This window comes from Tistrella mobilis (assembly GCF_041468085.1).
Lineage (GTDB): Bacteria > Pseudomonadota > Alphaproteobacteria > Tistrellales > Tistrellaceae > Tistrella > Tistrella mobilis_A.
In genome coordinates this window covers 2,118,657-2,139,809 of the sequence record NZ_CP121017.1, presented here as the reverse complement: position 1 = coordinate 2,139,809, position 21,153 = coordinate 2,118,657, and the positions used below count along the sequence as shown (strand labels likewise).

The window sequence follows — 21,153 nt, the reverse complement described above, 5'->3', positions numbered from 1 at the left end:
GGGTCAATCATTGTTGACGTCCGGGCCATCCTCGCCGCCCTCAAGGCCCGTCGTGAAGCCGCCAAGCCGTCCGCTCGGCTTCGGGCGGGGTTCCAGCGGCAGGGCCGGCTGTTCCTGATCGGCGGCATAGTCGGCAATCCCTCGCCCCTGCCCCAGCAGACCGGCGGCCTTCAGCTCGTCCAGCCCCGGCAGGTCGGCCAGTGACGTCAGGTCGAAATGATCCAGAAAATGGGGCGTCGTCACCCATTCCAGCGGCCGCCCCACAGCCTGCCGCCGGCCGCGCGGGCGCACGAAGCCGGTTTCGATCAGCAGATCCAGCGTCCCACGCGCCAGGGCCACGCCGCGGATCTCCTCGATCTCGGCACGGGTCACCGGCTGGTGATAGGCAATGATCGCCAGCACCTCCAGCGCCGCCCGCCCCAGCCGGCGCGGCTCCACCACCCGGGCCTGAAGATGCGGGGCAAGATCCGGGGCGGTGCGGAAGGCCCAGGCGTCGTCGCGGCGCACCAGTTCCACCCCGCGTCCGGCATAATCGGCGGCCAGACTGTCCAGCACGGCATCGATCGGGGCCCCGGCCGGCAGATACTCGGCCAGCCGGTCGCGGCCGAGCGGCTCGGCGCTGGCGAACAGCACCGCCTCGATCACGCGGCGCGCATGGGCGAAGCCGTTCGTGTCGTCACCGCTCATCTCCGCCCTCCTCGTCATCCGTCGGGATCTCGTCCATGGGGGCCCGGGCGTCCGGATGCACCATCAGCGGCCCGCCGCCCCGCCTCTGCGCCACCGCCAGCCGGCCCTGTCGCGCCAGTTCCAGCACCGCCACGAAGCTGGCCGCCAGGGCCGAGCGTCGCTCCAGCCGTCTGGCACGCGCAGCCGCCGCCTCGGCCGCCGCCATGGCCAGCGGGTCGCCCGTCGCCGGCAGCGGCCGGGGGGCCGGCAGATCGGGCAGCAGCCCGATCAGCGGCACCCAGCGCCGTGGCAGGCCAGGCAGCAGGGCGCCCAACCGCTCGATCGCCTGATCGATGGTCATCAGCCGCGACGGCGTCACCGTCAGCACATTGCGAAAGCGCCGTTCGGCGATCCGGGCATAGGCGGCGATCAGGTCGCCATAGCCGTCGGTCGCCTGCCGCTCCACGATCCTGACCGCTGCCCCAGCGCCGCCCGCAGGAAACCGGTCCAGCAGCAGCCGCGGCCGGGCCCGCAGAGCCTCGCCCGCCCGGCGCATCGCCTCCAGCCGGCGCAGGCGCAGGGCCAGGGCCGCCGCCATCTCCTCGGCCGAGGGTTCATCCTCGTCCGCAGGCGGCGCCTCGTCCGGCAGCAGCAGCCGCGATTTGAGGTAGGTGAGCCAGGCGGCCATCACCAGATAATCAGCCGCCAGTTCCAGATGACGGCGCCGGGCCTCGGCAATGAAGCCCAGATACTGGTCGGCAAGACGGGTGATCGAAATCTTCTGCAGATCGACCTTCTGATCGCGGGCCAGCGACAGCAGCAGGTCGATCGGCCCTTCGAAGCCGTCGAGGTCCAGAACAAGCTGCATCGGACGCGACGTCGCCGCCGCGTCCGATGCAACGGTCTCAGATGTCAGGCCGTCCCTGGTACCGCCGGTCATGTCACCGGCCTCCGAACCCGGTCAGTCGCCGATCAGGCCGGTGAGTGCCTTGCGGTCCGCCGCGACATCCAGCTGGACCAGGCGCCGCTTCGCCGCCCAGGCCGCCGCCGCCGCCAGCCGCCGCCGGGCTTCCGCCGTGATCAGAGGGGCCGCCTGCAGCACCGCGCGGGTCTCTGCGGTGTTGCCATTGCAGTGAAGCACGGCGTCACAACCGGCAGCCAGGGCAGAATTCGCCCGCCAGGACATGTCGCCCTCCAGCGCCGCCATGCAGACGTCGTCGGACAGCAGCACGCCGTCGAAACCGATCTCGCGGCGGATCACCTCGTCGATGACCTTCGCCGACAGGGTCGCCGGCAGGTCGGGATCGATCGCCGGATAGGCGACATGGGCGGTCATCGCCCAGGGCAGACGGTTGAGCGCCAGAAAGGGTGCAAAATCCGCGGCCCGCAAGGCGTCGAGATCGGCATCGACCACCGGCAGCTCCGCATGGCTGTCGGTCTCGGCCCGGCCATGGCCGGGAATGTGTTTCACCACCGGCTGTACGCCGGCCTCGCCCAGCCCGGCCGCCATCGCGCCGGCCAGTGCCGCCACCTTGACCGGATCGCCGCAATAGGCGCGATCGCCGATCACCTCATGGGCATGAGCGAAGCGGATATCGGCCACCGGTGCGCAATCGACGTTGATGCCGAGCGAGATCAGGTCATGACCGACCAGCCGGCCGGTCAGCCGCGCCGCGGTCAGCCCCGCCGCCGGGTCCTTGGCATGCAGCCGGCCGATGGCGCCGGCCGGCGGCACCACGCCCCAATGCGGCGGCTTCAGCCGGCGGACGCGGCCGCCCTCCTGATCGATCAGGACCGGGGCGTATGGATTGGCCACCGCTTCGCGGAATTCGGCGACCAGCGCCGACAGCTGTTCGGGTTCGTCGACATTGCGGGCGAACACGATCAGCCCCAGCGGGCGTTCGCCGGCGATCATGGCGCGCTCTTCTGCCGTCAGCTTCAGCCCCTGGCAGCCGATGATGATCGGGCGCAGATCGGCCGGACACGAGGGGGTTGCGGGCGTGCTCATGGCGCCACCGGGAAACAGGCGAGCTTCGCCTGGGCGAAGCGGCCGCAGAGCGCCTTTGCGGTGGCACCGTCTGCCAGCGGACCGGCCTGGAGTCGATACAAGGTACCCTTGTCCTTCACCTTGACCGGAACGATCACCGGCTGCAGGCCGGCGACCAGTTCCTTGTTGCGGGTGCGCAATGTGTCCCAGCCCTTGCGCGCGCCGGCCTCGTCGCCGAAGGCCCCCAGCTGGACCTTCCAGCCGGCCAGCGAGGCCGTCGCATCAGCGCCGGTGCGCACATCACGCAGATCCGGTGCCTTGGGCGGCTCCACCGGCTTCGGGGCCTCGGCCGGCTTCGCCTGCTCGACGGGTTTGGCCGGCTCTGCGGGTTTGGCCGGCTCTGCGGGTTTCGGGGCCTCGGGGGCGGGCTTTGCCTGTTCCACGGGCTTCGGCGTCTCGACCGGTGCCGGCGCGGGCTCGACCGGCTTCGGCATCTCGACCGGCGCCTGGGGCTGCGGCGCGGCCGGAACCGGAGCTGCCGGGGTCGGCACCTCCTGCACGGCCGGCTGTTCCGGCGTCGCAGCCGGCGCCCCGCCGGGCTGCGCGGTTTCGGGCTGCGCCGCTTCCGGTGCCTCGGCCACCAATGCGCCTTCATCCGGCTCCGGCAGGATCGGATCTTCCGGCGGCGGCATCAGCCGTTCCACCGGCGCCCGTTCAGGCTCGGATCCGGTATCGGTGCCGCCACCGAGCGCTTCATAGACGGTCTTGTCGCGATGCGGCACTTCCATGCCGCCGGGATCCTTGGGCAGGGATTTCATCGGCGTCTGATCGGCGGTGATCAGCGGCGGCGGTGCGTCACGCATCGACACGTCGCGCTGATCGAAGGCGTACCAGACCAGGCCGCCGAACAGGATCAACGCCGCCGCCACGGCGACCGGACGCAGGCGATGGCGCCGCGGCAGCGGGACATGGCCGGCGGGTTCGAAGTCGTCGTCACGCGGCGGCCGCGGCCCTGCGGCGGGCCGGCGCGGCTCGGCGCGAAGCCCGCCCTCGTCGTCGCCGTTGAGCGGCGGTTGCGGCATCAGTGCAGCTCCTCGACCGGTTGCACACCCATCACACCCAGCCCCGAGGCGATCACCAGACGGGCGGCCTCGATCAGTGCCAGGCGGGCGGCGACGATCTCGGGATCGTCAGCCACGATGATCCGCAGGCTCTCATCCTCGCGGCCTTTCGTCCACAGTCCATGAAGTTCTGCGGCCAAGTCCTGGAGATAAAAGGCGATTCGGTGTGGCTCATGTGCATCGGCCGCGCCCTGCACCACCCGCGGCCATTCGGCCAGGCGGCGGATCAGGCCCAGTTCGGCATCATGGGTCAGGCGATGGAGCGGTGCGGCATCGGCCGTCGGCGCCTCGATGCCCATCTGCTCCTTCGCATTGCGCTGAACCGACCGGGCGCGGGCATGGGCGTACTGGACGTACCAGACCGGGTTGTCGCGCGACTGCTCGGTGACCTTCGCCAGATCGAAATCGAGCGTCGCATCATTCTTGCGGGTCAGCATGATGAAGCGGACCACATCGCGCCCGACCTCGTCCACCACCTCGCGCAGGGTGACGAAGGTACCGGCGCGCTTCGACATCTTCACCGGCTCGCCATTGGCCATCAGATTGACCAGCTGGCAGAGCTTGACGTCGAGTTCGGCCGCACCGCCCGAGATTGCCTTGACGGCGGCCTTCATCCGCTTGACATAGCCGCCGTGATCGGCGCCCAGAACGTCGATCTGCTCGGGCCAGCCGCGGCGATACTTGTCGAAGTGATAGGCGATGTCGGCCGCGAAATAGGTATAGGCGCCGTCCGACTTCTTCAGCGCCCGGTCCACGTCGTCGCCGAAATCGGTGGCGCGGAACAGGGTCTGCGGGCGCGGCTCCCAGTCGTCGGGCAGCTTGCCCTTGGGCGGCTCCAGCACGCCTTCATAGATGTGCCCGGCCTCGACCAGCGCCGCCAGTGCCGCATCGATCGCGCCGTTTTCGTGCAGCACCTTTTCCGACGAGAACACGTCATGGCGCACGCCCAGCGCCGCGAGGTCGTCGCGGATCAGGGCCATCATCGCCTCGACCGCACGGGCCTTGAACACCGGCAGCCATTCGCTGTCGGGGGCTGTCGCCCAGCGGTCGCCGAATTCGGCGGCAAGCGTCTGCCCCAGCGGCACCAGGTAATCGCCCGGATAGAGACCGGCCGGAATCTCGCCCACCGTCTCGCCCAGCGCCTCGCGATAGCGGATATGGACCGACCGCGCCAGCACATCGATCTGGCTGCCGGCATCGTTGATGTAGTATTCGCGGCAGACGGTATAGCCCGCCTTGATCAGCAGGCTGGCCAGCACGTCGCCGACCACGGCGCCCCGGGCATGGCCGACATGCATGGGCCCGGTCGGATTGGCCGAGACATACTCGATATTGACCCGCCGGCCGGCACCCGCGGTCAGGTCGCCATAGGCGGTGCCGACGGCCAGCACGCTGCGCACCACACCCTGCCAGTAGGCGGGTGACAGGCGCAGGTTCACGAAGCCGGGCCCGGCCACCTCCACCGTCTCGACATCGCCGTCGGCGCGCAGCTTCTCCGCCAGCGCCTCGGCAATGTCGCGCGGCTTCATCCGCGCCGCCTTGGCCAGCACCAGGGCGGCATTGGTCGCGAGATCGCCATGGGCGGCGTCACGCGGCGGTTCCACGGAGATGTTGGCGGTGTCCAGATCGGCCGGCAGACGGCCCTCGGTCCCGAGCGCCCCGACGATGCCGGCGATTCTGGCGCGAAACTCTTCGAAGACGCTCACGTCACGTCCTGACGAATGGGTTGAACAACTTTTCGTACTCGTCGCGGGCATGCCGGTCGGTCATGCCCGCCACATAGTCCACGACCACGCGGGCGGTGGCGGCACTCCCCGGCCCTTCGGCCCGTTCACGCCAGCCGTCGGGCAGGCATTCGGGCTCGGCCAGGAACAGCGCCACCAGATCCCGCACCACCCGGCGCGCCTTCGACGTCATCCGGTTGACCCGGACATGGCGATAGAGCGCGCCGAACAGATAGGCTTTGATCGCGTGCCTGTCTTGGTCCATCTCGGCGGAAAACGCAACCGTCGGCGCGCCCAGCGCCCGTGCATCATCCGCATGGGCGATGCCCGCCGCCGCAATCCGGCGCCGGGTTTCCGTGATCAGGTCCGTGACCATGCGATCGATCAGGCGGCGCAGAAGTTCGCCGATCAGCCGGCGCTGTTCAAGCCCCGGATAGTCTGCGGCCAGCTGCTTGAGCAGCGGCCCGGCCAGCGGCTGTTCCGCCACATCCGCGATCGACAGCAGACCGGCACGCAGCCCGTCGTCGATATCATGGGTGATATAGGCGACATCATCGGCAAGGGCCGCCACCTGCGCCTCGATCGACGGCCAGCCGTCCAGATCCAGCGGCTTGATGCTGCTGATCGCGGCCAGGGTCTCGGTCACCACCGGCGGTTTGGGGCGGGGATCGGCCAGCGGCCCGGTCATCGGCCCGTTATGCTTGGCAATGCCCTCGATCGTCTCCCAGCTGAGGTTCAGCCCGTCGAAGGCGGCATAGCGCCGCTCGAACATGGTGATCACCCGAAGCGCCTGGACATTGTGGTCGAAGCCACCGAAATCCGCCGCAGCCTGGGCCAGCGCCTCTTCTCCGGCATGACCGAAGGGCGGATGGCCCAGATCATGGGCCAGGGCCACGACCTCGGCCAGATCCTCGTCGAGGCCCAGCACCCGGGCAATCGTGCGGCTGATCTGCGCCACCTCCAGGCTGTGGGTCAGGCGGGTGCGGTAATGATCGCCCTCATGGCTGACGAAGACCTGGGTCTTGTACATCAGCCGGCGGAACGACCGGGCGTGAACCACCCGGTCGCGATCGCGCTGAAAGGGCGAGCGGATCTGGCTCTCCGGCTCGTCGATCAGCCGGCCGCGGGTCGGACGGCAGGCATAGGGGGCGAGATGGGACGAGACATCCCGGGGGTCGGCTGCGGCCATGATCTCCTCGTCGACCTCTCGGCATCAGCCGGCACCGGGGTGGCACGGCCAAGCCCGTTCAGGCTACGCCGAAGCCCGGCGCCCATCAACCGGCGCAGGGCAGGCCGTCGTTGACCTGGGGGCTGCACTTGCCTACATCTTGGGTCCAATAAACGGGTGAGAAACCCGCGATCCGGTATCCACCTGCGAGGAGGTCCAGCTGATGGCCGCTTCCGACGCCGTCCTCACCTCGGGCAACGGCTCCGCCGGCACCCCCGGCCTGCCGCCGCTGACGCTGAGCGCCCGCGCCGCACGCCATATCAACCGCATCGCTGAGAAGGAAGGCGTGCCGGTCCGGCTGCGCATCGCCGTGTCGGGCGGCGGCTGCTCGGGCTTCCAGTACGAATTCTCGATCGACAAGGACGGCGTGCAGCCGGAAGACGTGGTCATCGCCCGCGACGGCGCCGAGGCGCTGGTCGATGAGGCATCGATTCCCTTCATCATCGGTTCCGAGCTGGATTTCGTCGAGGATCTGACCGGCTCGCGCTTTGCGGTCACCAATCCGAACGCCACGGCCTCCTGCGGCTGCGGCACCTCGTTCAGCGTGTTCTGAGGCAGCCCGGCCCCCGATGATCATCGCCACCTGGAACGTCAATTCGCTCAAGGCCCGCCTCGGCCACGTGCTCGACTGGCTGGCCGAAGCGACGCCGGATATCGTGCTGCTTCAGGAACTGAAGCTCGAAACCGACAAGTTCCCGGCGGCGGAAATCGAGGCGGCCGGCTACCATTTCGCGGCCCATGGCCAGAAGACCTATAACGGCGTCGCGATTCTGGCCAGGGCACCGATCACCGACGTCACCCGCGGCCTGCCCGGCTTCGAGGACGAGCAGGCGCGCTGGATCGAGGGCACGGTGGCGATCGGCGACCGGGGTATCCGGGTCGCCAGCGTCTATGTACCGAACGGTCAATCGGTAACGTCCGAGAAGTTCCCCTACAAGCTCGCCTTCCTCGATGCTTTCGCCGCCCATGCCCGCTCGATGCTGGATGACGCCAGCCGCCCGACGGTGATCGGCGGCGATTTCAACATCGCGCCCGAGGCCGGCGATCTCTACGACCCCAAGGGCTGGGCCGGCGACGTGCTGTTCCATCCGGAAGAGCGCCGCCGCTACCGCGCCGTGCTCCACCAGGGCTGGACCGACGCCTTCCGCGCGCTCCATGCCGAAGCCGGCCGCTACAGCTGGTGGGATTACCGCGCCGGCATGTGGCAGAAGGATCACGGGCTGCGCATCGACCATCTGCTGCTCTCGCCCGAGGCCTGCGACCGGCTGGAGGCCGCGGATATCGACCGCGCGCCGCGCGGCCGCGACAAGGCATCGGACCACACGCCCGTCTGGGCACGGCTGGCCGATCAGGCCCGCATCCACGCCCCTTATGGCGTGCCGGAAGGCGAAGCCGCCGCCTGAGACGGCAGCTCACCTTCCCCGGGGCTCAGTCGGTGACCGCCCCTTCGCTCGCCGGGCGGGCCAGCTTTGCAAATTTCGACAGCACGCCGCGGGTATAGCGCGGTGCGGGCGGCGTCCATGCTGCCCGCCGGGCCTCCAGTTCCGCGTCGTCGACATTCAGCTGGATCAGCTGGCGATGGGCGTCGATGGTGATCTCGTCGCCCTCCCTGACCAGCGCGATGGTGCCGCCCTCGCTCGCCTCGGGCGTCACATGGCCGACCACCATGCCCCAGGTCGCGCCCGAGAACCGGCCGTCGGTGATCAGCCCGACGCTCTCCCCCAGCCCACGGCCGATGATCGCCGAGGTCGGCGCCAGCATCTCGGGCATGCCCGGCCCGCCCTTCGGCCCCAGATAGCGCAGCACCACCACGTCGCCCGGCCGGATCCGGTCGCTCAGAATCGCGTCCATGGCCGAAGGCTCGTCGTCGAATACCCGCGCCGGTCCGGTGATCACCGGATTCTTCAGGCCGCTGATCTTGGCGACGGCGCCTCCGGTGGCAAGATTGCCTTTCAGGATGGCCAGGTGGCCCTCGTCATAGATCGGCCGGTTGATCGGACGGATCACCTCCTGATCGGCCCGCGGCTCATCCGGCACATGCTCCAGTTCCTCGGCCAGCGTCCGGCCGGTGATGGTCATGCAGTCGCCGTGGATCAGCCCGGCATTCAGCAGGATCTTCAGCACCTGCGGCACACCGCCGGCCTTGTGCAGATCCACCGCCATGAACCGGCCCGAGGGCTTCAGATCGCAGATCACCGGCACCTTGCGGCGCACCCGCTCGAAATCGTCCAGCGACCATTCCACACCGGCGGCATGGGCGATCGCCAGATAATGCAGCACGCCATTGGTCGAACCGCCGGTGGCCATCATCAGCGCCACGGCATTCTCGATCGATTTGCGGGTGATGATGTCGCGCGGGCAGAGGTTCGCCTCCACCGCCTTCACCAGCACCTCGGCCGCCCGCGCAGCACCCGCCACGATTTCCTCGTCCGGATTGGCCATCGACGAGGAATAGAGCAGCGCCATGCCCAGCGCCTCGAAGGATGAACTCATCGTGTTGGCGGTATACATGCCACCGCAGGATCCGGTCGACGGGCAGGCATTGCGCTCCACCCCCTCAAAATCCTCTTGCGACATCCGGCCGGCCATGAAGGCGCCCACCGCCTCGAAGGCCGAGACGATCGACAGATCCTGCCCTTTCCAGCGCCCCGGCTTGATCGTGCCGCCATAGACATAGATGCCGGGCACATTGCAGCGGGCAAGCGCGATCATGCCGCCGGGCATGTTCTTGTCGCAGCCGCCGACCACCAGCACCCCGTCCAGCCACTGGCCCTGAACGCAGGTCTCGATGCAGTCGGCGATGACCTCGCGTGAGATCAGCGAGTACTTCATGCCTTCGGTGCCCATCGCCATGCCGTCGGAGATGGTGGGCGTGCCGAAGACCTGCGGATTGGCGCCGGCCGTCTTCACCGCAGCCGTCGCCGCATCGACCAGCCTCTGCAGCCCGGCATTGCAGGGGGTGATCGTGGAATGGCCGTTGGCGATGCCGATCATCGGCTTGTCGAAATCGGCCGCCTGATAGCCCAGGGCGTAATACATCGCCCGGTTGGGCGAACGCGCCACACCCTGGGTGATGTTGGCGGACCGCCGGTTGTTCGCCATCTCGTCGTCTCCTCCCGCTCTGTGCCGCGGCATTCGGGGCTGCGGCTTCGATCCGCCATTGTCGATGGATCGGTGGCCGGAGGAAACAGGTTCCGACGCGACATGGACCCGTCAGGGCACGAGCACGGCCGCCCCCTGAAAGCGGCCATGGCGCAGATCGTCGAGCGCGCGATTGGCATCGGCCAGCGGATAGATGATCGTGGACGTCTTCACGCCGGCACGCGGCGCCAGTTCCAGGAATTCATGGCCATCGGCACGGGTGAGGTTGGCGACCGACACAAGCCGGCGTTCGCCCCAGAGCAGGCGGTAGGGGAAGGACGGAATGTCGCTCATATGGATGCCGCCGCAGACCACGATGCCGCCCTTGCGCACCGCGGCCAGCGCCTTCGGCACCAGATGGCCCACAGGCGCGAACAGGATCGCGGCATCCAGTTCCGCCGGCGGCGCCTGGTCCGACCCGCCCGCCCACACCGCGCCCAACGCCCGGGCATGGGCCTGCGCCGCGCTGTCGCCAGGGCTGGTGAAGGCGAAGACCTCGCGCCCCTGCCAGCGGCAGACCTGGGCGATGATATGGGCGGCAGCGCCGAAGCCGTAGAGCCCGATCCGGTCAGCCTCCCCCGCCATCTTGAGCGACCGCCAGCCGATCAGGCCGGCACACATCAGCGGCGCCGTTGCCACCGGATCGGCATCATCGGCCAGCGGAAAGGCAAAACCGGCATCGGCCAGCATATGGGTCGCAAAGCCGCCATCGCGGGTATAGCCGGTGAATTCGGGGGCATCGCACAGATTCTCGGCCCGCATGCCGCAATAGCGGCAGGTGCCGCAGGCATGCCCCAGCCAGGGCACGCCCACCCGCTTCCCGGCGAGCGACGGGTCGACACCGGCACCCAGCGCCTCGACCACGCCCACCACCTCGTGCCCCGGCACCACTGGCAGCTTCGGGTCCGGCAGATCGCCATCGACCACATGCAGATCGGTGCGGCAGACCGCGCAGGCCAGCACGCGGACCAGAATCCGCCCGGGCCCCGGCTCGGGATCAGGCCGCGTCTCCATCACCAGGGCCGTTCCCGGCCGCTGCAGAACCATCGCCTTCATCTCGCCACCTCGCGCCCGGTGCCGTCACCCTGGCAGGCACTGTCGCACAGGGCCGGCGGCGGCGATTTGACCATGGTCAAATCCGGTCAGGCGGTGCCTGCGATCATTGCCTTCAGAGCCTCGCCATCCAGCGTTTCCTCTTCCAGCAGCCGGCGGGCGGCACGGTCGAGCAGCGCGCGACGCTCGGTCAGCGCAGTCACCGTCCGCTCGAAGGCCCGATCGACGATCTGGCGGACCTCCGCATCGATCGCCGCCGCGGTCGCGTCGGAGAAGTCGCGCGGCCGTGGCATGCCGGTCAGATCCTCGGGGCCGAGGAAGGACCGCCGGTCACGCTCCAGCGCCACCTGCCCCAGCGTCTCCGACATGCCATAGCGGGTCACCATGGCCCGGGCGATGTCGGTCACCTTGGCCAGGTCGTCCGCCGCCCCGGTCGAAAGATGGTGATAGACCACCCATTCCGCCGCCCGGCCCCCCAGCAGCACCGCCATCTTGTTCTCAAGCTCGGTTCGGGTCATCAGGAAGCGGTCCTCGGTCGGCCGCTGGATGGTATAGCCCAGTGCGCCGATGCCGCGCGGGATGATCGAGACCTTGTGCACCGGATCGACCCCGGGCAGCACGCTCGCCATGATCGCATGGCCCATCTCGTGATGGGCGACGATCTCGCGCTCACGCGGGTTCAGCAGGCGGTTGCGCTTCTCAAGCCCCGCAACGATCCGCTCCACGGCATCGTTGAAATCCGCCATGGTCACCGCATCCCGGCCATGGCGGGTGGCGAGCAGGGCCGCCTCATTGACCAGATTGGCAAGATCGGCGCCGGTAAAGCCCGGCGTCAGCGCCGCCACCTTCGCCGCATCGACATCCGGGGCAAGATCGACCTTCTTCATATGCACGTTCAGGATCTGGATGCGCCCCGGCTTGTCGGGGCGGTCGACCAGCACCTGACGGTCGAAACGGCCCGCGCGCATCAGGGCCGGGTCCAGGATTTCCGGCCGGTTGGTCGCCGCCAGCAGCACCAGACCGGATGACGGGTCGAAGCCGTCGAGTTCGACCAGCAACTGATTGAGGGTCTGTTCCTTCTCGTCCTGGCCGCCCGACATCGGCCCGATCGCACGCGCCCGGCCAAGCGCATCAAGCTCGTCGATGAAGATGATCGCCGGCGCCCGCTCGCGCGCCTGGGCGAAGAGGTCGCGCACCCGTGCCGCCCCCACGCCCACGAACATCTCGACGAATTCAGACCCCGAGATCGAATAGAACGGCACCCCCGCCTCACCCGCCACCGCCCGGGCGAGCAGGGTCTTGCCGGTGCCGGGAGGGCCGACCAGCAGAACCCCCTTGGGCATGCGCGCGCCCAGCCGGCCATAACCCTTCGGATCCTTCAGGAAGGCGACGATTTCTTTCAGCTCGTCTTTCGCCTCGTCGACACCGGCGACATCGTCGAAAGTGACGCCGGTATCGCGCTCCACATAGACCTTCGCCTTGCTCTTGCCGACCTGCATCATGCCGCCGCCCAGCCCCGCCCCCATCCGCCGCAGGATGAAGATCCAGACGCCGGCGAACAGGGCGACCGGCAGCACCCATGACAGCAGGTCGCGGAAGAAGGTGTTCTCTACCTGCCCCGTCACCACCACGCCCTTGTCCTGAAGCTGGCGGGCGAGATCGGGCTCCACACGGGTGGTGACGAAGCGGGTCTGGCCGCCTTCCAGCGGCTCCTTCAGCGTGCCCTGGATGAAGCGGTCCGACACGGCGACTTCGGCGATCTTCCCCTCGGCCAGATAGGTCTCGAACCGGCTGTAGGGAATTTCGGCCACCTGCCGGGCGGTGGTGAAGACGTACTGGAACACCAGCAGCGCAAACAGGGCGGCGAACCAGTACCAGAGATGGAACCGGGTCTTCTTCTCCATCACCCGTCACCTTTGTCGTGCAATCTGCCGCGATGCTAACACCATCTGCATCCGATCACCTTGCCATCCGTCACCCCGGATGGTTAGGATGTCGATGTTTCCCTTTCGTTCCGGAGCCGCTCCCCATGTCCAGACGCGCCGGCAGTGCCGATCTGCCGCTCCATGGCGGCCGGGTACCTGCCTGGCTGGGCCAGCGGATGACGAAGCTCGGCACGGTGATCGCGCAGGCGATCATCCTGCATTACGGTCGCGACGAGTTCCTCCGCCGTCTCGCCCACCCCTTCTGGTTCCAGTCCTTCGGCGCGGTGATGGGCATGGACTGGCATTCCTCGGGGATCACCACCTCGGTTCTGGGGGCGCTGAAGCGCGGGCTGACGCCGCTTTCGGCAGAGCTTGGCCTGCATGTCTGCGGCGGCCGCGGCCGCCATTCCCGCGCCACCCCCGATGAACTTCTGGCGGTCGGCAACCGCACCGGCCTCGACGGCAGCGCGCTTGCCCAAACCAGCCGGATGATCGCCAAGGTCGACAGCGCCGCCGTGCAGGACGGCTTCGACCTGTATCTCCACGGTTTCGTGGTCGCCGATGACGGGCGCTGGGTGGTGGTGCAGCAGGGCATGAACGACGGCACCCGTCTTGCCCGCCGCTATCACTGGCTGTCGGAAGACCTGAAGAGTTTCGTGGAGGCCCCACATGCCGCCATCGACGGCCGCAATCAGGGCCGGATCGTCAATCTCACCGACCGCCGCGCCGCCGCCTCGCGCATCGGACAGCTGGATCTGCTGCGGGATCTGGGGCCGGACGGCATCGTCCGGGAAGCCGCGGCCCTTACTCCGCCCGCCCCGCCCCGACCCGCCACAGCCCAGCCTGAACTGCCGCATCTGGTGATGCCCGATCGTCACGATGTCCGGCCGGGAGACGTGATCCTGCGCCGCCTGCATGGCGCGCTCGCCGCTGCCGCAGAGGCAGGGCCGCGGGATTTTGCCGAACTGCTGATGGTTCCGGGCGTCGGCGCCCGGACGGTACGCTCGCTTGCCATAGTCGCCGAGGTGGTGCACGGCGCCCCGTGCCGGTTCGACGATCCGGCGCGCTTCTCGCTCGCCCATGGCGGCAAGGACCGGCAGCCCTTCCCGGTGCCGGTGCTGGTCTATGACCGGACCATTCAGGTGATGAAATCGGCGGTCGAAGCCGCATCCCTCGGCCATGACGAAAAGCTCGACGCCATCCGCCGCCTCGATGCGCAGGCGCGGCGGCTGGAACGGCGTGCCACCGGCCCGTCGCTCGATGCCTTCATCGCCGAGGAACGCCGCCGATCCCACGACTATGGCGGCCGGAGCGTTTTCGGGCACGAGCCGCCGGCGGAAAGTGCATCCCGCACAGACCATACCGGTACGCCGGGGAACGGTGCGTTTCCGGCAGGCAGGACAGACAGCCGCCGCCGGCCCGCCTAGGATGACCGCCTCTGCCCGCCCGTTCCGCCCGCTCGAAGGACGCCCCGATGGCCGATCTCTCTGCCTTCCCGATCACCCGCCGCTGGCCTGCCGCCCATCCGGATCGCATCCAGCTCTATTCCCTGGCCACGCCCAATGGCGTGAAGGTGTCGATCATGCTGGAAGAGACCGGCCTGCCCTACGAGGCACATCTGATCGACATCATGAACGACGAGACCTGGACGCCGGACTTCCTGTCGCTCAACCCGAACGGCAAGATCCCGGCGATCATCGACCCCGCAGGCCCTGACGGCCGGCCGGTCGGTCTGTTCGAATCCGGCGCGATCCTGCTTTATCTGGCGGAAAAGACCGGCCGCTTTCTGCCCGCCGATCCGATTGCCCGGATCGAGACCATCCAGTGGGTCTTCTTCCAGATGGCCGCGGTCGGGCCCATTTTCGGCCAGCTCGGCTTCTTCCACAAATTCGCCGGCCGCGAGATTGAGGACAAGCGCCCGCTGGAGCGCTACCGCGCCGAGAGCGAGCGCCTGCTCGGTGTGCTCGAAACCCGGCTCGACGGTCGCGACTGGATCATGGGCGGCGACTACACCATCGCCGACATCTCGCTGCTCGGCTGGGTGCGCAACCTGATCGGTTTCTATGGCGCGGGCGATCTGGTCCATTTCGAAAAGCTGGTCAACGTTCCGGCCTGGCTGGAGCGCGGCCTTGCCCGGCCGGCGGTGCAGCGGGGTCTCGACATCCCGAAGCGGCCGGCCTGACCGGCGCTTCGCCCGGATGACGCAACGACAAGGGGCCCGGCCGACCGCCCGGGCCCCTTGTCGTCGTCAGGGCGCTTCATACTCCAGAAGGTCGCCGGGCTGGCAGGCGAGCGCCTCGCAGATCTTCTCCAGCGTCTCGAAGCGGATGCCCTTCACATGGCCGCGCTTCAACAGCGAAAGATTGGCCTCGGTGATACCGATCTGCGCCGCCAGATCCCGGGAACTCATCTTGCGGCGGGCCAGCATCACATCCAGACGCACGACGATCGCCATCAGACGATCTGAGCATGGTCTTCCGCCATGCGTGCTGCCCGATGCATGATGTCGGCGATCAGATAGACCACGGCCCCCAGCACCAGGGTCAGCAGCGGCCCGCTGCTGATGCTGATCGCCAGTTGACGCTGGCCGGGCGCCGCCAGAACGGTCGCCCCCAGCACCACCACCGTCGGTGCGATCAGCCCCGCAATCCCGCCAAGCGTCACCAGACCGGCGATCCGCCGAAGGGCGGCCACCGTCTCCAGGGTGAAGATGGCTCCCCGGCCGACGGCCAGAAAGCAGCGCCGTGCCACCAGCAGGGCCAGGCTGACCGGCAGCACCGGCGCCAGCATGCCGGCCAGAACGATGCCGACCTGCCACCAGACCAGCGCCGCAAGGTCGATCGTCTTCGACAGGCCCGGAAGGTCCGGCACCTGCCCCGCCGCACAGCTCACGACCACACCAACCGGCAGGGCCACGGCAAAAACGGCGCAGAGATGCGCCAGGCGATGGCTGCGGCGGCAGAGGGCCACGTCCTCCCGGCCCTTGCCATCGTCATCTGGCGTCTGATTGGCAGCGGGCAGGCGCATGATCCGTCACCTCTTGGCTGTGCATCCATCAATGCCCGCATGTTGCAGCAAAAATTTTCTGTTTTACAGAAAAATTTTGCCGCCAATCCCGATTCCGACCTACCGGTCACCCCTGCTGCACCATCACCTGACGGGCCGGAAGACGCCCATCCGTCCAGGCGCTGAACACGGCCGCCGCATCCCCGATCCCGAAACGGTTCGCAATCTCGGGGACCAGCACGCCATCAGCCGCCAGTCCGGCGATCCGATCGAGCTGACCGCCGCCACCTGCCAGAGCCGCGAAACCGGCCTCGACGCCCGCAGGTACCGCCGCATCCCCGGGCAGCGGCTCGGCGATGGCCAGGAAGCGGGCACCGGGGCGCAGACAGGCCAGCACCTGTCGCTGACGCGGGCCGCCGACGGTGTCGATCACCACCGCTGCCCCGGCGATAGCGGCGGTCAGGTCGCCCCCCTCTGCCACAAGCACCTGTACCCCCGGCGCCGCAAGCCGGGCGGCATGGCGGCCGCTGACCGTTACGGCACGTCGGCGGCGGGCGATCTGCACCAGCGCGGCGCCGACCGCACCGCTGCCCAGGATCACCAGCGGACCATCGGCACCGGCCGTCTCGTCCAGCGCCTGCAGCGCAATGGCTGCCGGTGTGACCAGGGCCGCCGCGGTTGCGGCATCGATCCCCGCCGGGCGCCGCGCCACGAAGCCGGCCGGCAGGGTGATCGCGGGCCCGAAGGCGCCGCCGGCAACGGGATCACTGCGCCCGAAGACCTCGTCCCCCGGGGCAAAACCCGTCACGCCGGCGCCGACGGCCACCACCCGGCCGGCGAAATCGGTGCCCGGCACCCAGGGCGGCACGATCGGAAACCAGTCGGCGAGATGACCCAGGGCAAGCTTGGCATCCAGCGGGTTCAACGCCGCCGCCTCTATGGCGATACGGACCTCGCCCGGCCCCGGCTCCCGCGGCATCAGCTCCGCAAGACCAGTCTCGGGCGCGGCACCCATACGGGTGAGAACCAGGCTTCGGGTCATGCCCCCGCTCCTTCCATCAGAGGCCAGGCGCCGATCTGAGTGAACAGGCCGAACAGATCTTCCATATGGCGGGTGACGGCGATGCGCTCGCCATCGAAGCGGTGGAAGTCGTGCATCGCGAAGCTGATCCGCCGGCCGCCGGCGGGCACACCGAACAGCGGCCCCAGATGGGTGCCGGTCGCGGTCAGCCGCACGACCGCCCGATCGGGGCCGGCCAGCACCTCGTTGATCTCGACCGCGAGATCGGGAATGGCCTCTCTCAGCATGCGAAAAATCGGCTTGATGCCCTCGGGTCCGGGCACCTGCCCCGGCATCGGGGGGATGTCCTGCCAGTCGGGCGTCAACGCCAGGTCGACGAGGTCGACCTCGTCGGTGCCCAAACCGCCATAGAGATGCTCCAGCGCAACTCGGCGGCCAGGGCTGAGGCCGGCAGCCTCGGTCGGGGGAATGCGGGCGATGTCCATAGGCGTCAGGCCTCCATCATCGGGTGACGATGGAGAAGGTAGGGCCACCCATGTCATCATCAAAATCAATGGTAATCATATGAGGGCATAGATTTCATGGATCATAACGGCTTCGACCTCAACCTGATCGCGGCCTTCCAGGCTTTGATGGCCGAGCGCAACGTCACCCGCGCAGCCCGGCGGATCGGGCTGACCCAACCGGCGATGAGCGCAGCCCTTGCCCGGCTGCGCCGTGCCACCGGCGACGAATTGTTCATCCGCAGCCCCAGGGGTCTGGCGCCGACCCCGCGGGCGCTGGATCTGACCCACGCCTTTCGCCAGGTCCTGGAGACGATCGATGCGGCGCTCGACATCGCGCCCGGCTTCGACCCGGGCGCGACCACGGCCAGGGTTACGCTTGCGCTGTCGGAGCATCCGGCCCACCGGCTGCTGCCGGGACTGGGCCGGCGGCTGGCGACGGCGGCCCCCGGAATCGACCTGCGGGTGCTGGGCTTCCAGGGCCGGGATGAGGCGATCCGCCTGCTGGACGACGCCGTCGCCGATCTTGCCGTCGGCGTGCCCCCGGGCCCCGAGGCGCGGATCCTGTCCAGGCCGCTCTTCGTCGAGCCCTTCGTCTGCATCGCCCGCAAAGGCGGGCCGGCCGAAGCCGCCCTCGCCGATCTGACGGCCTTTCTGGAGGCTCGCCATCTGCTGGTCTCGCCCGAAGGCGACGGCTTCGGCCTGGTGGACCAGGCGCTTCAGGCCCGCGGGCTCCGCCGCCGGATCGGCCTGATGCTGCCGCAGATGTACGCCGTGCCCGCAATCGTCGCCGAGACCGATCTCGTCGCCACCGTCATGGCCGGCGTGGTCGCAGACGGCCGGCCGGATCTGGTCGCGGCACCACCACCCCTGCCTCTGCCGTCGGTTCCCTTCCATCTGCTCTGGCACCGGCGCGCCGACGACCATCCGGCCTGTCGCTGGCTGCGTCAGCAGGTCGTGGAGGTCGCCGCCGGGATCACCCCTGAATAGAGGTCTTGTTATTTTAGAGACGATCGGTCTAAATTCACCGCATGACCGACGCCACCATCTCTGCCGCCCCCGCCACGCCTGCCCGCCGCCGGGGCCGCCCGCCCAAGGCCGGGCTGGCCGATGCGCGGGAGCGGCTGGTGCGCTCCGGCGTCGCGATCCTCACCGAGAAGGGGTTTTCGGCGGTCGGGCTGGACGAGATCCTGAAATCCGCCGGCATCCCGAAAGGATCCTTCTACCACTACTTCGACGGCAAAGAGGCGTTCGGCGCCGCGTTGATCGACGCCTATGCGGCCTATTTCGCCCGCAAGCTCGACCGCTGGTTCCTGGACGACAGCCTGACGCCGATCACCCGGCTTGGCGGCTTCATCGCCGATGCCGAGGCGGGAATGGCCCGCCACGGCTGGCGGCGCGGCTGCCTGGTGGGCAATCTGGGCCAGGAGATGGGCACCCTGCCCGAAGGCTTCCGCGCGCAGATCGCCGCGGTGTTCCTGGACTGGCAGGCCCGCACCGCCCGCTGCCTGCGGGCGGCACAGGCGGCCGGTGACATCGATGCGGCCCATGACTGCGACCGCCTGGCCGCCTTCTTCTGGATCGGCTGGGAAGGGGCGGTGCTGCGCACCAAGCTCGACCGCGACCCGGCGCCGCTCCGGCTGTTCGCTGCCGGCTTCTTCGCCCTGCTCGGCCATGCGCCGCCGCCAGTGCCGGCCACGTCATCCAACTGAACCATCACCCGAACGGAGCCTCTCCCCCGATGTTCAAGGCGATCCTGATCGACAAGGACGACAGCGGCTACCATGCCCGGCAGACCGATCTCGACGACGACCGGCTGCCCGCCGGCGATGTCACGGTCAAGGTCGGCTGGTCGACGCTGAACTACAAGGACGGCCTCGCCATCACCGGCAAAAGTCCGGTGGTGCGCAGCTTCCCCATGGTGCCCGGCATCGATCTGGCTGGTGTGGTCGAAAGCTCGGACCATGCCGACTGGAAGCCCGGCGATCGGGTGGTGCTGAACGGCTGGGGCGTGGGGGAAGTCCATTGGGGCGGCCTTGCCGGCAAGGCCCGGCTGAAGGGCGACTGGCTGGTGCCGCTCGCCAGCCCCTTCACCCTGCGTCAGGCGGCCGCCATCGGCACGGCCGGCTATACCGCCATGCTCTGCGTGCTGGCGCTGGAGCGTCATGGCGTCACGCCCGATAAGGGCGAGGTGCTGGTCACCGGTGCGGCAGGCGGTGTCGGCTCGGTGGCCGTCGCCGTGCTGGCGAAACTCGGCTACAGGGTCGTGGCCCTGACCGGCCGGCCCGAGGAGGCCGACTATCTGACGCGGCTCGGCGCCGCCGAGATCATGGACCGCGCCCCCTTTGCCGAACCGGGCAAGCCGCTTGCGAAAGAGCGCTGGGCCGGTGCAGTCGACGTGGTCGGCGGCCAGACCCTCGCCAATATCTGCGCCCAGATGAAGTATCGCGGCACGGTCGCCGCCTGCGGCCTGGCAGGCGGCATGTCGTTGCCCGCGACCGTCGCCCCCTTCATCCTGCGCGGCGTGACGCTTGCCGGCGTCGACAGTGTGATGTGCCCCAGGCCCGACCGGCTGGAAGCCTGGCAGCGCCTCGGCCGCGATCTGGACCCGGCCCTGCTCGACGCGCTGACCACCGAAATCGGCTTCGACGAGGTGATCCCGACCGCCGCCCGCATCCTCGAAGGCAAGGTCCGCGGCCGCGTGGTCGTGCCTGTCAACCCGGAGCTCGGCTGACGCTCGGCGCCGCCCCCAAGAATCCCTCCCCAACGGAAACGCCCCGCCATGACCAACACCGCACCCGCCGCCCTGCCGATCAGCCGCTTCCCGGTTCCCTCGCTCGACGAGATGCCGGAAGACATCCGCGACCGCCTGCTCAAGGTGCAGGAGAAATCGGGCTTCATTCCCAATGTCTTCGTCGTACTGGCGCGCCGGCCGGATGAATTCCGTGCCTTCTTCGCCTATCACGATGCGCTGATGGACAAGCCCGGCAACCTGACCAAAGCCGAGCGCGAGATGATCGTGGTCGCCACCAGCAATGCCAATCAGTGCCAGTACTGCGTGGTCGCCCATGGCGCCATTCTGCGCATCCGGGCCAAGAACCCGCTGATCGCGGATCAGGTGGCGATCAACTATCGCAAGGCCGACATCACCGAGCGTCAGCGGGCTATGCTCGATTTCGCGATGAAGGTGTCGTTCGAAGCCTATGCGGTGGAAGAAGAGGATTTCGTCACTCTCGCCGCCCATGGCTTCACCGAAGAGGATGCCTGGGACATTGCCGGCATCGCCTCGTTCTTCGGCCTGTCCAACCGCATGGCCAATGTCACCCGCATGCGGCCGAACGACGAGTTCTACACCCTCGGCCGCTGATCATACCCTGCCTGCAGAAGTTCCGGATCATGAGACAGATCACCCTCCTCCCCCTGTCCGGAACCTATGCGGTCGCCCGGCTCGACCCCCTTGCAACCATTCCCGGCTGGGCCGACGGGCCGGGTTTCGTGTCGATCTCGCGCACCGCCGACGAGCTGTCGGTGGTGTGCCTGGCCGGGCGGGTGCCCGACGATGTCAGGGCGGACCGGGCCTGGTCCTGCTTCAAGTTCCAGGGCCCGTTCGCCTTCGACGAGACCGGCATCGCCGCCGCGGTCCTGCAACCGCTGGCGGCCGACGGGATCGGCATCTTCCTGGTCTCGACCTTCGATACCGACTATCTGCTGGTCCAGGTGGCCGACCGGGAGCGGGTAATTGCAGCGCTCAGGGCCGCTGGCCACCGGATCGGATGAG

At 68.7% G+C, this 21,153-nt stretch carries 22 protein-coding genes; 9 read left to right on the top strand and 13 right to left on the bottom strand.

The features are described 5' to 3' along the window. Positions 1 to 3: 3 nt before the first annotated feature. The 6 genes from scpB to P7L68_RS15435 all read right to left on the bottom strand — a co-directional run bounded on the left by scpB (position 4) and on the right by P7L68_RS15435 (position 6,687). On the bottom strand, positions 4 to 687 hold the full coding sequence (gene scpB, locus P7L68_RS15460) for an SMC-Scp complex subunit ScpB (protein ID WP_372006518.1): 684 nt from the start codon (positions 685 to 687) through the stop codon (positions 4 to 6). Next, positions 677 to 1,534 carry a ScpA family protein gene (locus P7L68_RS15455; protein ID WP_372006517.1) on the bottom strand — a complete coding sequence of 286 codons (858 nt, stop codon included), beginning with the start codon at positions 1,532 to 1,534 and terminating at the stop codon, positions 677 to 679. Before P7L68_RS15455 ends, scpB begins: the two co-directional genes overlap by 11 nt. 93 nt (positions 1,535 to 1,627) lie before the next feature. Next, on the bottom strand, positions 1,628 to 2,674 hold the full coding sequence (gene nagZ, locus P7L68_RS15450; protein WP_372006516.1) for a beta-N-acetylhexosaminidase: 1,047 nt from the start codon (positions 2,672 to 2,674) through the stop codon (positions 1,628 to 1,630). After that, positions 2,671 to 3,735, bottom strand: coding sequence for an SPOR domain-containing protein (locus P7L68_RS15445; RefSeq protein ID WP_372006515.1), 1,065 nt, complete (start codon positions 3,733 to 3,735; stop codon positions 2,671 to 2,673). The genes nagZ and P7L68_RS15445 overlap by 4 nt, the downstream gene beginning before the upstream one ends. Next, positions 3,735 to 5,480: an arginine--tRNA ligase gene (gene argS, locus P7L68_RS15440; RefSeq protein ID WP_372006514.1), complete on the bottom strand. Its 1,746-nt coding sequence runs from the start codon at positions 5,478 to 5,480 to the stop codon at positions 3,735 to 3,737. Before argS ends, P7L68_RS15445 begins: the two co-directional genes overlap by 1 nt. Before the next feature lies 1 nt (position 5,481). Further along, positions 5,482 to 6,687 carry a deoxyguanosinetriphosphate triphosphohydrolase gene (locus tag P7L68_RS15435; RefSeq protein WP_372006513.1) on the bottom strand — a complete coding sequence of 402 codons (1,206 nt, stop codon included), beginning with the start codon at positions 6,685 to 6,687 and terminating at the stop codon, positions 5,482 to 5,484. A 202-nt stretch (positions 6,688 to 6,889) separates the two neighbouring features. Between P7L68_RS15435 and P7L68_RS15430 the strand changes: the two genes are divergently transcribed. Both P7L68_RS15430 and xth read left to right on the top strand, forming a co-directional pair. Then, the gene (locus P7L68_RS15430) at positions 6,890 to 7,279 is read left to right on the top strand and encodes a HesB/IscA family protein (protein ID WP_372006512.1); all 390 of its coding nucleotides are present in this window, start codon (positions 6,890 to 6,892) and stop codon (positions 7,277 to 7,279) included. Between the two features lie 16 nt (positions 7,280 to 7,295). Further along, complete coding sequence (gene xth / locus P7L68_RS15425) at positions 7,296 to 8,129, top strand: exodeoxyribonuclease III (RefSeq protein WP_372006511.1); 834 nt, start codon at positions 7,296 to 7,298, stop codon at positions 8,127 to 8,129. Between the two features lie 25 nt (positions 8,130 to 8,154). Here xth and ilvD read toward each other — a convergent pair whose 3' ends face one another. The 3 genes from ilvD to ftsH all read right to left on the bottom strand — a co-directional run bounded on the left by ilvD (position 8,155) and on the right by ftsH (position 12,824). Then, the gene (gene ilvD, locus P7L68_RS15420; protein ID WP_372006510.1) at positions 8,155 to 9,828 is read right to left on the bottom strand and encodes a dihydroxy-acid dehydratase; all 1,674 of its coding nucleotides are present in this window, start codon (positions 9,826 to 9,828) and stop codon (positions 8,155 to 8,157) included. Between the two features lie 111 nt (positions 9,829 to 9,939). Continuing rightward, positions 9,940 to 10,923, bottom strand: coding sequence for a zinc-dependent alcohol dehydrogenase family protein (locus P7L68_RS15415; protein WP_372006509.1), 984 nt, complete (start codon positions 10,921 to 10,923; stop codon positions 9,940 to 9,942). A gap of 86 nt (positions 10,924 to 11,009) precedes the next feature. Beyond that, positions 11,010 to 12,824, bottom strand: a complete 1,815-nt coding sequence (gene ftsH / locus P7L68_RS15410; protein ID WP_372006508.1) for an ATP-dependent zinc metalloprotease FtsH — start codon at positions 12,822 to 12,824, stop codon at positions 11,010 to 11,012. Positions 12,825 to 12,949: 125 nt separating this feature from the next. On the opposite strand from ftsH, the gene P7L68_RS15405 reads away from it, so the two are divergent. Both P7L68_RS15405 and P7L68_RS15400 read left to right on the top strand, forming a co-directional pair. Beyond that, positions 12,950 to 14,272: a DUF763 domain-containing protein gene (locus tag P7L68_RS15405; protein ID WP_372006507.1), complete on the top strand. Its 1,323-nt coding sequence runs from the start codon at positions 12,950 to 12,952 to the stop codon at positions 14,270 to 14,272. A gap of 47 nt (positions 14,273 to 14,319) precedes the next feature. Further along, complete coding sequence (locus P7L68_RS15400; protein WP_372006506.1) at positions 14,320 to 15,027, top strand: glutathione S-transferase N-terminal domain-containing protein; 708 nt, start codon at positions 14,320 to 14,322, stop codon at positions 15,025 to 15,027. Between the two features lie 66 nt (positions 15,028 to 15,093). Here the strand turns inward: P7L68_RS15400 and P7L68_RS15395 are convergent, their stop codons facing one another. The 4 genes from P7L68_RS15395 to P7L68_RS15380 all read right to left on the bottom strand — a co-directional run bounded on the left by P7L68_RS15395 (position 15,094) and on the right by P7L68_RS15380 (position 17,357). Then, entirely contained in the window at positions 15,094 to 15,300 is a 207-nt protein-coding gene (locus tag P7L68_RS15395; RefSeq protein ID WP_014745016.1) for a helix-turn-helix transcriptional regulator, read from the bottom strand. Then, positions 15,300 to 15,872 carry a DUF2975 domain-containing protein gene (locus P7L68_RS15390; protein WP_372006505.1) on the bottom strand — a complete coding sequence of 191 codons (573 nt, stop codon included), beginning with the start codon at positions 15,870 to 15,872 and terminating at the stop codon, positions 15,300 to 15,302. The genes P7L68_RS15395 and P7L68_RS15390 overlap by 1 nt, the downstream gene beginning before the upstream one ends. Before the next feature lie 106 nt (positions 15,873 to 15,978). Beyond that, entirely contained in the window at positions 15,979 to 16,893 is a 915-nt protein-coding gene (locus tag P7L68_RS15385; RefSeq protein WP_372006504.1) for an alcohol dehydrogenase catalytic domain-containing protein, read from the bottom strand. After that, positions 16,890 to 17,357: an ester cyclase gene (locus P7L68_RS15380; protein ID WP_372006503.1), complete on the bottom strand. Its 468-nt coding sequence runs from the start codon at positions 17,355 to 17,357 to the stop codon at positions 16,890 to 16,892. The genes P7L68_RS15385 and P7L68_RS15380 overlap by 4 nt, the downstream gene beginning before the upstream one ends. A 96-nt stretch (positions 17,358 to 17,453) precedes the next feature. On the opposite strand from P7L68_RS15380, the gene P7L68_RS15375 reads away from it, so the two are divergent. From P7L68_RS15375 to P7L68_RS15355, 5 genes are read left to right on the top strand one after another with little or no spacing between them, the layout of a single operon-like run. Beyond that, positions 17,454 to 18,365 (top strand): LysR family transcriptional regulator, encoded by a 912-nt coding sequence (locus tag P7L68_RS15375; protein WP_372006502.1) that lies wholly within the window; start codon positions 17,454 to 17,456, stop codon positions 18,363 to 18,365. Positions 18,366 to 18,406: 41 nt separating this feature from the next. Then, positions 18,407 to 19,087, top strand: coding sequence for a TetR/AcrR family transcriptional regulator (locus P7L68_RS15370; RefSeq protein WP_372006501.1), 681 nt, complete (start codon positions 18,407 to 18,409; stop codon positions 19,085 to 19,087). A gap of 29 nt (positions 19,088 to 19,116) precedes the next feature. After that, positions 19,117 to 20,109 carry an MDR family oxidoreductase gene (locus P7L68_RS15365; protein WP_372006500.1) on the top strand — a complete coding sequence of 331 codons (993 nt, stop codon included), beginning with the start codon at positions 19,117 to 19,119 and terminating at the stop codon, positions 20,107 to 20,109. Between the two features lie 48 nt (positions 20,110 to 20,157). Then, positions 20,158 to 20,742 carry a peroxidase-related enzyme gene (locus tag P7L68_RS15360; RefSeq protein ID WP_372006499.1) on the top strand — a complete coding sequence of 195 codons (585 nt, stop codon included), beginning with the start codon at positions 20,158 to 20,160 and terminating at the stop codon, positions 20,740 to 20,742. 29 nt (positions 20,743 to 20,771) lie between these two features. Further along, complete coding sequence (locus P7L68_RS15355; RefSeq protein ID WP_372006498.1) at positions 20,772 to 21,152, top strand: ACT domain-containing protein; 381 nt, start codon at positions 20,772 to 20,774, stop codon at positions 21,150 to 21,152. Position 21,153: the final 1 nt, after the last annotated feature.